The organism is Niallia sp. 01092 (genome assembly GCF_052318935.1).
In the GTDB taxonomy this organism is placed as follows: Bacteria; Bacillota; Bacilli; order Bacillales; family Cytobacillaceae; genus Niallia.
Window position 1 is genome coordinate 1 of the sequence record NZ_JBQRKO010000044.1, and the last position, 12086, is coordinate 12086.

A 12086-nucleotide genomic window follows, 5' to 3' on the forward strand; every position below is an offset into this window, starting at 1 on the left:
AGAAGATCATGACCAAATTTTTGCTTATGTAAGATCGTTAGGCAATGAAAAGCTGCTTGTGGTATGCAACTATTATGAACAAAATACAACATTCATTTTGCCTGAATCTATTACATTTAACGAGAAAGAGCTGTTAATCAGCAATTATCATACGGACGAATCGGAAGAGATTAAAGAAATAAATCTTCGTCCGTATGAAGCAAGAGTGTATAAATTAAGTTAAAGAGACAAGGGTATAGTGTTTTAAATAAAGGCTGTTTGCGTATAGATTGTTGCTTTTAAACTCGCAGCCTGCATACACTTCGTCCGTTTAGCGAGCGTCGAGCCTCCTCGTCGCATACGCTCCTGTGGGGTCTCGTCTTTCTCGCATTCCCACAGGAGTCTACGTGTATGCAGGCTGCTAAGAAACGCTTTTCCAAATGTATTATTGTAAAAAACAACAAACTTTGAGAAAACAGCCTAAATAAATGATAATTTTCGTCTAGTATAAAACATGCGACATAGGCAATAGTGAAAAATACTCGCTATGAAGATACCCTATCATTTATCAATGGAGAATATTTTTAATAAAGGTGTACCATTTTTGGTACATCTTTTTGGTGTTTAGTGTCTTATTTACCATAAGTTTAAGCTTATACGGAAAGAAGTTAGTATACTATATATAATAGATCAATAAAGTTCTTACTTTTTTTCTGGTATTTTTGTTGCTAGTGTAGTATTTTTAACAAGATAATATGGAGGGATATATATGATAAAGAAAATATTATTTGACTTGCATACACATCATGATAGATGCGGTCATGCAACTGGAAAGATTGAGGATTATATAAAGGCGGCAATTGATAAGGGACTTCATTATATCGGCATTTCTGATCATTCTCCGCTTTTTTACAGTGACAAAGATCAAATGTGGCCAGGGTATGCAATGGCAAAAAGTGAACTTGGAAATTATGTAAAAGAAGTTTTGGAACTTAAGGAAGCTTATAAAGACAAAATTCATGTATTGCTCAGCATGGAAAGTGATTATTTTCCAGATCATTTCGAACTATATCAAAAAAGCTATCAAAATTATCCTTTTGATTATTTAATAGGTTCCGTCCATTTTGTAAATGGAGTAAGCATATTTGATCGTAAACAATGGGATGGTTTAAATGAAGTAGAACGTATTGAACTGAAGGATAACTATTATAAGCTTATTCAAGAATCAGCAAGATGTGGTATGTTTCAAGTGCTTGCCCACGTTGATGCGATGAAAGGATACTATCCAGAATTTTCGAAGATTGAGACACCAATTATTGAAGAAACACTTAAAGTTATTAGTGAAGAAGGCGTTGCAATTGAAATTAATACATCTGGTAAAACAAAAGACTGTGGAGGATGGTATCCTTCAAACGAAATTTTAGAACGTGCCTTATATTATGGTGTTGATATTTCCTTTGGATCAGATGCCCATACACATGAGCGAATTGGAGAAGATTATCATGATGTTCAGAAGAAGTTAAAGGAAATCGGTTTTAAAGAAATGGTGTTTTACGTAGAAAAGAAAAGACAGTCAATCCCTTTATAATAGAGCACAGTTGATAATAAATAGTGATATTAAAAAAAAAGAAGGGTGAGAATTTATAGTAACCTAACTTTATACCACTTTCTTTAAGTTTAGCTCGATTTCAAAAACAAGCAATATCTATTTTAAGACTAAAAGAGAGAAACTATTAGCCTTACCTAATGTCCTAATTTGCTAAATGAAAAATTAATTATCTTATAATTTAAAAAAGCTGTCAGGTTTTATGACAAAAGTATAGACGTACATTAACTATTAATTTAATATTAAGAAAAGTTAATAGATTCACAGATTATTTGAAAAACGTTTTTCCGTTATGTGATGGGATGAACGTTTTGGATAAGCAAAGCAAGATATTTATTTTTGAACAGAAAAACGTTTTTCTATATGTAATGGGATAAACGTTTTTGGATAAGCAAAGTAAGATATTATTTTTGAACAGAAAAACGTTTTTCTATATGTAATGGGATGAACGTTTTGGATAAGCAAAGCAAGATATTTATTTTTGAACAGAAAAACGTTTTTCTGTATGTAATGGGATAAACGTTTTGGATAAGCAAAGCAAGATATTTATTTTTGAACAGAAAAACGTTTTTCTATATGTAATGGGATAAACGTTTTTGGATAAGCAAAGTAAGATATTATTTTTGAACAGAAAAACGTTTTTCCATTATGTAATGGGATGAACGTTTCTGGATAAGCAAAAACAAGATACTATTTTTTTGAACAGAAAAACGTTTTTCTATTATGAAAATAGGATAAATGTTTTCATATTAAGCAAAGAAGATACTATTTTTTTGAACAAAAAAACGTTTTTCCATTATATAATAGGATGAACGATTCTGGACAAGTAAAGAAGATACTATTTTTTTTGAATAGAAAAACGTTTTTCTAAACCAGATCAATTATATCTACAATGGTAAAGGGTGAGGTAATGAAAATAACAATTAAGGATGTGGCAAGGAAAGCGAACGTTTCCATTTCTACGGTCTCAAATGTTATTAATAAAAGCAAAAGGGTAAGTCCAGAGGTAAGTGAAAGAGTGTTAAAAGTAGTTAATGAGCTTGGTTTTAGTCCTAATGTGATTGCGCGCAGTTTAATTAAGAAAGAAAGTTTGTCGATTGGTGTTCTAATTCCAAGTATTGAAAATACATTTACTTCTATTTTTGTAAGAGTAATTGAAAAAGAACTTTTTAAACATAATTATTCGACATTACTTTGCAATACGGAGCTTGATATGGATATCGAGTTGCATTATTTAAAGTTGATGAAAGAAAAGTATGTAGATGGAGTCGTACTGCTAACTTCTAATTTGCAGCAAATGCATATCGATTTTTTTGAGGAAAATTCTATTCCTGTTATATTAGCAAGCCTTACCGACAAGAATGGCAAATTTTCCTCCATTAATATTGATGATTATCAGGCCGCTTATGATGCAACCGAGTATTTAATTAAATTGGGGCATCGAAAAATAGCATGGTTCGGTGGTGCTTTGAATCATGAACATTCTAGTAGTAGGTTTGAAGGATATAAACAAGCATTTGCTGATTATGAAATTGTATATGAAAAAAATGTTTTTTTTAATGAAGAATATCAAATTAAATCAGGCTATGAGAGAGGTATGGAAATTTTCAGGAAGCCAAACTGCCCTACTGCTGTATTATGCATTAGCGATGTGATTGCTATAGGAGCCATTCAAGCAGCAGAAGAATGCGGACTTCGAATTCCAGAAGATATTTCGATTATGGGGTTTGATGATATTCCAATTTCGGGTGCTTATCGACCTGGAATCACGACTGTTCGACAACCGGTCTATGATTTGGGAGTTCAGGCAGCGCAAATGCTGTTACAACAAATTAAGGAAAAAGAAAGCTATAAAAAAGAAGCAAGAATTCTTCCGCACGAAATAATAATACGAGGCAGTTGTAAAAATATTTAAAACGGTGAATAAAGAATGACTAGTCATTCTTTATTCAATATAATTCGAATATTCAAAATAAATAGATTGATAATATTTTTTTGAACAGAAAAACGTTTTTCTATTGTGGAAATAGGAAGAACGTTTCTAGCCAAGTGAAGAAATTAAAAAGGGGGTGTTCATTCAGTTTATCTATCCGTTTGAACTATTCATTGTTCCATTAAACCTGAAAAAAATTAAAGGAGTAGGATAAAAATGAAAAAAATACTAAAAATGTCGTCAATAACAATGATCATTCTGCTTTTACTTGTGGCTTGTAATAAACCTAACTCATCTGATCAATCGGGGACAAATACAACTGATGGAAAAGATACAGCAACATCAACCGAATTAAAGCCAGAGCCTGGTGCTGAATTGCTTTTTTGGACGATGAAAGATCCATTGGTTGAGTCAGCAGTGAAAGAATTTGAAGAGAAATACAACATAAAAGTAAAAGTGGAAGAAGTACAAACTTGGGATACTGCAGACCGGGTGAAAACAGATGGACCTGCGGGAATTGCAGCTGATGTAATTGGTATGGTATCCGACAATTTAGGATCTACTGTGGACTCTGGCGTTGTATTGCCTAACGATTATTTTGAAAAAGAAACAAGAAAAAATAGTAGTAAAGTTGCTTTAGATGCCTCTTCTTATAAAGGAGTACTTTATGGTTATCCTCGAGATGTTTATACTTATTCGCTATACGTTAATAAAGATTTGGTGAAAGATGCAAAATTAGAAACATGGGATGATATTAAAGCTTTTGCTAAGCAATATAATAACGTCTCAAAAAATCAGTTTGGGTTTATGTATGATGCAAAAAGTTGGTACTTTAATTCTTCTTTTATTTTAGGATATGATGGTTATATTTTTGGGGAAAATGGTACTGACGTAAATGACATTGGTATTAATAGTGCTGGTGCAGTTAAAGGGATGGAGTTCTATCATTCTCTAAAAGAAATATTACCACTTAAGTTGCAAGATATCAGTAACGATGTCAGATTACATCTGTGGGAACAGGGGAAACTAGCGATAAACATGGACGCTACTTGGAATCTTGGTCCTAATAAAAAAATGCCATTTGAGGTTGAAGTTCTTCCGTTGCCAGAGATGTCTGATGGCAAAGCACCAGTAGCTCTAGTAGGTAGTACAGGTTATTATGTGACTTCGTATACTAAATATCCAAATGCTTCAAGGCTATTTGCGAACTTTCTTACTTCTAAGGAGAAACTAGGAGAACTTTATGAATCCACAGGAAGAATTCCAGCACTTAATGGATTTGAGAATGAGGAAAAGTATAAAAATGATCAAATGCTGCAGGGATTCCTAACTCAAATTAATAATGGTGCTGCACTACCAAATGTTCCGGAAATGAGTAACTATTGGAAAAGTTTAGAATCGGCTACTATGGAAATTTGGGATAATGATGCAGAAGTTAAAAAGACGTTGGATAACGCTGCAGAAAATATGAAAAGCGGAATTAAGACAAGTAAGTAAAAATAGCTCGGATAAATGATATTCATTAAATTAAACTAGGTACTTTAGCTTTAGCAGTGTAACAGCAATTTATTTTTAATAAATTATTAAATAGTTTGTGAAATAGCCATAAGTTGGAGTGATAAATGCCAACTTATGGTGACCTCACTATTTATCATTAATGGGGGTTATAGACCATGGCAGGATTGCGTTTTGAGCATGTGAAGAAAAAATATAAAAATGATGCTTATACAGTTAAGGATTTTCATTTAGAAGTGAAAGATAAAGAGTTTTTAGTACTTGTGGGTCCTTCTGGTTGTGGCAAGTCAACAACCCTTCGAATGATAGCTGGGTTGGAGGATATAACAGAGGGAGACTTTTATATTGGGGATAAACTAGTGAATGATCTTGCTCCAAAAGATCGTGACATTGCGATGGTTTTTCAAAATTATGCTTTGTATCCTCATATGACCGTATTTGAAAATATGGCATTTAGCTTAAAACTGCGAAAAGTGCCAAAGAAAGAAATTGAAAAGCAAGTCCATGAAGCAGCAAAAATCTTAGATTTAGACCATCTTTTAAAACGCAAGCCTAAAGCTCTTTCAGGTGGGCAAAGACAGCGGGTTGCTTTAGGACGCGCTATCGTTCGGAATCCACAAGTATTCTTAATGGATGAGCCTTTATCCAATCTAGATGCCAAACTTCGTGTGCAAATGCGTTCAGAAATAAGCAAGCTGCATAAACGTTTGGAAACGACATTTGTGTATGTGACACATGACCAAACGGAAGCAATGACTATGGGAGATAGAATTGTTGTTATGTATAACGGAGAAATACAACAAGTAGCAACACCAACTGACATATATGATTTCCCTGTTAATAAATATGTTGCAGGGTTTATAGGATCACCTGCAATGAATTTTATAGAGGGAAAGATTATAGAAGAGGGCTCGAATCTTTATTTTAGTACGCAGGGAGTCAAGGTCCAAGTTTCTAAAAAAGATGACTACATCCTTCGCTCGAAAGGATATGCTGGCCAAGAAGTGATCCTAGGAATCAGACCTGAAGACTTCTATATTGAAGCAATTAATATAGATACTTATGAAGAGTTATCGGCAGAAATTGAAGTAGTGGAAAATATGGGATCAGAGCTGTATTTATATGTTAAAAATAACTCTATTCCTCTAACTGCAAAGGTGAAAAATAAAGGGGAATACAACAGTGGTGATCATATCACATTGGCCATTGATATGAATAAATGCCATTACTTCGATATGGAAACGGAAAAAGCAATAAGATAAAGAAAGCACTGTGTATATTCAATTAAAAAAATTCGGGGTTTTTAAACTCATATTCTATTAAGTAATAACAGTACTTTTCTAATTTAGAAAAACAGGAGTTGAATCTTCATGCTTGAAAATGTAATTAAGTTTACCAAACTATCTAATAACTCCTATAGAAGGAATGCATCGATTTTATCCATTTTAATGATGGGACTAGGTCAAGTATATAACAAGCAGTATATAAAAGGAATATTTCTTCTTGCCATTCATGCCTTTAGTATATATACAGCCATATATCGTCTTCCTTATGCAGTTTGGGGTTTAATAACTTTAGGAGAAAAAAAGACGCAAATGGAAAAAGTCGGGGGTATATATCAAATGGTAATGGGAGACCATTCCATTTTGTTAATGGTTGAAGGCCTTATTACTCTCTTTATTTTTTGTATTATCGTATGTATATATATTCTAAATATTAAAGATGCGTATATAGTAGGAAAAAGTCGGGAAGAGGGAATAAAGCCTAATACGTTTGTTCAAACAATAAGATATATAACAGAATACAGATTTCCGCAAATTATCTTATCGGTTCCTATGCTTGGTGTATTTTTCTTTACTGTATTGCCAATCATTTTTATGATTTTACTCGCATTTACTAATTATACAAGGGAAAATATGCCGCCTGCTCATTTGGTTGATTGGCAGGGATTTAAGACATTTCTCGATATCTTTAAAATAAAGGCATGGAGTCATACATTCTATGGTGTGATGATCTGGACGTTTATATGGGCTGTTTTTGCGACTCTTTTTCCTTTCATCGGTGGGTTTGGGATTGCGTTGTTAGTTCAGAAAAAGGTGATTAAGTTTAAAAAGGTGTGGCGCACCATTTTTATCCTTCCATTTGCTATTCCTATGTTTGTATCCGTACTTATTTTCCGAAATATGTTTAACGGACAATTTGGTCCTATTAATCAGTATTTAGGGTATCTGGGTATTTCGAAAGTACCTTGGTTAACAGATGTTATGTGGGCAAAGTTTACGGTTGTGTTAGTGAATTTTTGGTTGACCTTTCCGATCAGCATGTTAATGATTATAGGGATTTTGACGACTATTTCAGCAGAATTATATGAAGCAGCAGATATAGATGGTGCAAATGGATTTCAAAAGCTTCGTTTAATTACGTATCCTATAGTTATGAAAACAATGGCTCCTTTACTTGTTGTTACCTTTGCTCAGAATATAAATAATTTCAATGTTATTTATTTGTTAACAAATGGAAATCCAGCAATTGGAGATTATAAATTTGCAGGGGGCACAGATATCTTACTAACATGGCTTTACAAGCTTTCCGTGGAGCAGGGGCAATATAATTTTGCTTCCGTTATTGGAATATTTATTTTTATCATGTTATCAATTTTTACTATTTATAGAATAAAGAAAACAAAATCGTTTAAAGAGGAGGATATACACTGATGAATAAAACGAAATCATTTCTGGATATCTCTTTTAGCTATATAACTTTAATCATCGTTGCTGTCATTTGTATTTATCCTGCCTTATGGGTAATATTGTCTTCTTTTCGTCCAGGAACGTCATTGTTCAGTGAAACTTTGATTCCTGCTCATTTTACGTTTGATCACTATGCAACACTTTTTAAACAATATCCATTTGGACAGTGGTATTACAATACAATTAAGATTTCGTTAATAAGCACATTTTTCGGTACCCTTTTTACATTGATAACAGGATATGTATTTTCTGTTTTTCATTTTAGTGGTAGGAAAAACTTAATGAATACTTTGCTTGTTTTACATGTATTTCCAGGTTTTATGAGTATGATTGCTATCTATATATTGCTTAGCCAGATGAATCTTCTGAATACTCATACTGCACTCATATGTGTTTATGTGGCAGGAGCACCGCTTTGGTTTCTATTCTCGAAAACTTATTTTGACACCATGCCAAAAAGTGTTATTGAAGCTGCCAGAATAGATGGAGCCGGTCATTTAAGGATTTTCACTCAAATTATTTTGCCAATGTCAAAACCATTAATTGTATTTACCTCCCTTATGACATTTAATACAGCATTTACGGATTTTATTTTTTCAAAGCTAATTTTACGTTCCCCCGAACAAAAAACGCTTGCTGTTGGTTTGTTTGATATGATTAATGATAAAGTTGCAGGTCAGCTTCCCTTTACATTATTTGCGGCAGGCTGTGTTATGGTTGCCTTGCCTGTAACATTATTGTTTATGTTCATGCAGCGATACTTGATAGATGGGCTAACAGCTGGGGCTGATAAGGGATAAAAAATCTAGAAAATCAATATTATATGTTTAAAAGCGCGCAAGCCATATCACATCAAATAAAAGAGGGAAAAGATTAATGATGAATGATATAAAAAAACAAGAGCAACATACTACTAAAATTGCAATTATTGGAGGAACATAACGTAAAAGTGCAATATTGGATTCCGGTCTACTGGAAGAAAAACCTTTTACTATCGAGACTCCTGTAGGGAGATCGCCTGAAATCTGGTATGGAAGTTCGAAAAACACACCATTTTATTATTTTTCATGATCATGGCAGTGGCAAGTTTGTAGAGACTTGGGCTGCTTTATATCAATTGGGAGTGAAGGAAGTGATTGGGGGGCGACTGCGGGTGGTATCAATCCAGCAATGAAGACTCGTGATTTTGTTGTTCCTAATGATTTTATTGATTTTAATTTCGAACGTCCTCGCTCACTTCCGCATGCTATCTTTAATGAAGAGGGATTAATTTTGCCGCGATATACACCTGCAACTGATCCATATCTTGAAGAAATACTTCTTAGCGAGACTAAGAGGCGCTTGGAACAGGATAGTGCTTTTAGCTGATATCAATGTACATAAGGGTGGCGTCGTGGTACAGGCCGCGGGAGGTCGCTTTGAAACACCTGCTGAGATTAGGATGTTCCAGCAAATGGGCGGTGATTTAGTAACAATGTGCATTGGTACCGAAATAGCATATGCACGAATGGCAGGCATTCATTATTCTTGTTTGGTTATTATATCCAATCCAGCTGAAGGGCTAGGAGAGTGGAAGTTTGATAGTCTTTTAGATATTTATCAGACATTGAATAAGGTGTCACTAGATATTATCGTTGCTTCGTTGCCTCATATCTTTAATTTGGAAGGGAAGCCCCGTATTGGGGAAGGGTTGCGTATCCATCCCTAAAAAACTATAGGGGATAAGCACCGGGGAGTCATTTTTAAATAGAAAAACGTTTTTCTGTATTTGGATAACAATGGTCAAATTTCAACATCTCATCTTTATGAAGTTAAAGGTAAATATTAGGAAGGAAATGGTTGCAACATTTCTATTTGGAGGGTTATTATGCAGCGAGATATAAAAAAAATCATTTCACAAATGACTTTAGAAGAAAAAGCGAGCTTATGCTCTGGATTGGATTTTTGGAAATTGAAGGGGATTGAGCGATTAGGAATTCCTTCGATTATGGTAACAGATGGTCCACATGGACTTAGAAAGCAAAAAGAAGGAGCGGATCATTTAGGGTTATTTGATAGTGTTCCGGCAACTTGTTTTCCATCTGCTGTCGGGCTGGCAAGTTCTTGGAATAGAAACTTGATTGAACAAGTAGGAATAGCATTAGGAGTGGAAGCCCAGGCAGAAGATGTAGCTGTTCTTCTTGGACCAGGCGTAAATATTAAACGATCCCCTCTTTGTGGAAGAAATTTTGAATATTTTTCAGAAGATCCTTATCTATCATCTGAAATGGCGGCACATCATATTAAAGGTGTTCAAAGTCAGGGTGTTGGGACGTCATTAAAACACTTTGCAGTGAATAATCAGGAGCACCGAAGAATGTCAACGGATGCAGTTGTAGATGAAAGAACGTTGCGGGAAATTTATTTAGCTAGTTTTGAAGGAGCTGTTAAGCAGTCTCAGCCATGGACGGTTATGTCGGCATATAATAAGGTAAACGGAACATTCGCTTCGGAAAATAAAACATTATTAAATGATATTTTGAAAGAGGAATGGGGCTTTGAAGGGTTTGTTATTTCCGATTGGGGAGCTGTTAATGAGCTTGTTGACGGAATAGCTGCTGGTTTGGAGCTTGAAATGCCATCAAGTGGTGGAATTGGTGAACAAAAAATTGCGGATGCTGTAAAGAGTGGCAAACTATCGAAAGAAAAATTGGAACTTGCTGTAGAGAGAATGCTGCGAATTATATTTAGAGCAATGGATCATAAAAAAGAAGATGCTATCTACGATAAAGAAGCTCACCACCAACTTGCACGGGAAGCTGCAAAAGAATGTATGGTGCTGTTAAAAAATGAAGATTGCATTCTGCCGTTGAAAAAAGAAGGCACTATAGCTGTGATTGGAGAATTTGCCAAAAAACCAAGATTCCAAGGGGGCGGAAGTTCTAATATAAAGCCAACAAAGCTAGAAAATATTCTAGATGAAATTTATAGTATTGCTGGCAATAATACAAATGTATTATATGCTGACGGCTATAACCTCAAAAATGATGCTATTGATGAAGCAAAAATTAATGAGGCAAAAGAAACCGCAGCTAAAGCAGATAAAGTGATTCTTTTTGCTGGGCTACCTGATCGTTACGAATCTGAAGGGTATGATCGAGAACATTTGCGTATGCCTGAAAATCACTATAAATTGATTAAAGCTGTAGCAGAAGTTAACAGTAACGTTGTTGTTGTTTTAAGTAATGGCTCTCCAATTGAAATGCCTTGGCTCCCTAATGTAAAGGGAGTGCTTGAAGGTTATTTGGGTGGTCAAGCACTTGGAGGCGCCATTGCTGAGTTACTATTTGGAGAAGCAAATCCAAGTGGAAAATTAGCGGAAACTTTCCCTAAGCAATTAAGTGATAATCCATCTTATCTATATTTTCCTGGTGAAGGAGACCAAGTGGAATATAGAGAAGGCGTTTTTATCGGCTACCGCTACTACGATACAAAAGAAGTAGAACCATTATTTCCATTTGGTTATGGCTTAAGCTATACAACTTTTGAATATAGTGATCTATCGATAAGCAACAAAGAAATTCAGGATACAGATCAAGTAACGGTTAGGGTAAAGGTGAAAAATATTGGTGACAGAGCTGGTAAAGAAGTAGTACAGCTTTATGTAAAAGACATAGAAAGCAATGTGGTTAGACCTGAAAAAGAGCTGAAAGGTTTTGAAAAATTAGAACTCCAGCCAGGTGAAGAAAAACTTGTTACTTTTGTATTAAATAGACGTTCTTTTGCTTATTATCATGATGGAATAAAGGATTGGCATGTAGAAACAGGTGAGTTTGATATACTGGTCGGTAAATCTTCTAGAGATATTGTTCTTAAAGATAAAATTCATGTTCAATCGACTACCTATATAAGTAATCCAATCCATCGAAATTCACTTGTTGGAGACTTACTGGCTAATCCCACATTAGCTCCATTAACACAAAAATTTCTTGTGATAGCAAATGAAAATAATCCATTAGCAGCAGAAGTTGATGAAGAAAACGAGAACGCTGAGATGATGGCAGCCTTAAATAAATATTTGCCATTACGAGCACTAGTTAATTTTAGTGAAGGAGTTTTTTCGGAAGAAATGCTAGAAGAGATGATTACGCAATTAAATGAAGTATTAACAAACGAAAATAAATTGCTTTCACAACAAGTTTGATTATAAAATACAGTATTTTACAATGTTAAATAAGAATCCATTTTGAGAAAAAGAGTGATCAAAAATGGATTCTTATTTATTTCCATAGTTAATTGATAAAACCAATAGATACCATGGCAG

The 12086-nt window shown here is 34.3% G+C and carries 10 protein-coding genes; all 10 read left to right on the plus strand.

Annotation, left to right across the window (positions count from 1 at the left end):
* A partial coding sequence (locus ACTXGU_RS21895) for an alpha-glucosidase C-terminal domain-containing protein (protein WP_443483635.1) occupies nucleotides 1–223 on the plus strand: 223 nt, incomplete at its 5' end.
* Nucleotides 224–748: 525 nt separating this feature from the next.
* Nucleotides 749–1567 carry a histidinol-phosphatase gene (locus tag ACTXGU_RS21900; RefSeq protein WP_443483636.1) on the plus strand — a complete coding sequence of 273 codons (819 nt, stop codon included), beginning with the start codon at nucleotides 749–751 and terminating at the stop codon, nucleotides 1565–1567.
* A gap of 928 nt (nucleotides 1568–2495) precedes the next feature.
* Nucleotides 2496–3500: a LacI family DNA-binding transcriptional regulator gene (locus ACTXGU_RS21905; protein ID WP_443483637.1), complete on the plus strand. Its 1005-nt coding sequence runs from the start codon at nucleotides 2496–2498 to the stop codon at nucleotides 3498–3500.
* A 234-nt stretch (nucleotides 3501–3734) separates the two neighbouring features.
* Nucleotides 3735–5015, plus strand: coding sequence for a sugar ABC transporter substrate-binding protein (locus ACTXGU_RS21910; RefSeq protein WP_443483638.1), 1281 nt, complete (start codon nucleotides 3735–3737; stop codon nucleotides 5013–5015).
* Nucleotides 5016–5191: 176 nt separating this feature from the next.
* Nucleotides 5192–6295, plus strand: coding sequence for an ABC transporter ATP-binding protein (locus ACTXGU_RS21915; protein WP_443483639.1), 1104 nt, complete (start codon nucleotides 5192–5194; stop codon nucleotides 6293–6295).
* Between the two features lie 108 nt (nucleotides 6296–6403).
* On the plus strand, nucleotides 6404–7747 hold the full coding sequence (locus tag ACTXGU_RS21920) for an ABC transporter permease subunit (protein ID WP_443483640.1): 1344 nt from the start codon (nucleotides 6404–6406) through the stop codon (nucleotides 7745–7747).
* On the plus strand, nucleotides 7747–8583 hold the full coding sequence (locus ACTXGU_RS21925; protein WP_443483641.1) for a sugar ABC transporter permease: 837 nt from the start codon (nucleotides 7747–7749) through the stop codon (nucleotides 8581–8583). Before ACTXGU_RS21920 ends, ACTXGU_RS21925 begins: the two co-directional genes overlap by 1 nt.
* Nucleotides 8584–8881: 298 nt before the next feature.
* Nucleotides 8882–9151: a phosphorylase family protein gene (locus ACTXGU_RS21930; RefSeq protein ID WP_443483642.1), complete on the plus strand. Its 270-nt coding sequence runs from the start codon at nucleotides 8882–8884 to the stop codon at nucleotides 9149–9151.
* Nucleotides 9152–9176: 25 nt separating this feature from the next.
* Nucleotides 9177–9491 (plus strand): phosphorylase family protein, encoded by a 315-nt coding sequence (locus ACTXGU_RS21935; RefSeq protein WP_443483643.1) that lies wholly within the window; start codon nucleotides 9177–9179, stop codon nucleotides 9489–9491.
* 159 nt (nucleotides 9492–9650) lie between these two features.
* Complete coding sequence (locus ACTXGU_RS21940) at nucleotides 9651–11966, plus strand: glycoside hydrolase family 3 C-terminal domain-containing protein (RefSeq protein ID WP_443483644.1); 2316 nt, start codon at nucleotides 9651–9653, stop codon at nucleotides 11964–11966.
* Nucleotides 11967–12086: the final 120 nt, after the last annotated feature.

Excerpts from the sequence above, each read along its gene's own strand:
- ACTXGU_RS21900 (WP_443483636.1), top strand. The coding sequence starts at position 749 with ATGATAAAGAAAATATTATTTGACTTGCATACACATCATGATAGATGC.
- ACTXGU_RS21905 (WP_443483637.1), top strand. The coding sequence starts at position 2,496 with ATGAAAATAACAATTAAGGATGTGGCAAGGAAAGCGAACGTTTCCATT.
- ACTXGU_RS21910 (WP_443483638.1), top strand. The coding sequence starts at position 3,735 with ATGAAAAAAATACTAAAAATGTCGTCAATAACAATGATCATTCTGCTT.
- ACTXGU_RS21915 (WP_443483639.1), top strand. The coding sequence starts at position 5,192 with ATGGCAGGATTGCGTTTTGAGCATGTGAAGAAAAAATATAAAAATGAT.
- ACTXGU_RS21920 (WP_443483640.1), top strand. The coding sequence starts at position 6,404 with ATGCTTGAAAATGTAATTAAGTTTACCAAACTATCTAATAACTCCTAT.
- ACTXGU_RS21925 (WP_443483641.1), top strand. The coding sequence starts at position 7,747 with ATGAATAAAACGAAATCATTTCTGGATATCTCTTTTAGCTATATAACT.
- ACTXGU_RS21940 (WP_443483644.1), top strand. The coding sequence starts at position 9,651 with ATGCAGCGAGATATAAAAAAAATCATTTCACAAATGACTTTAGAAGAA.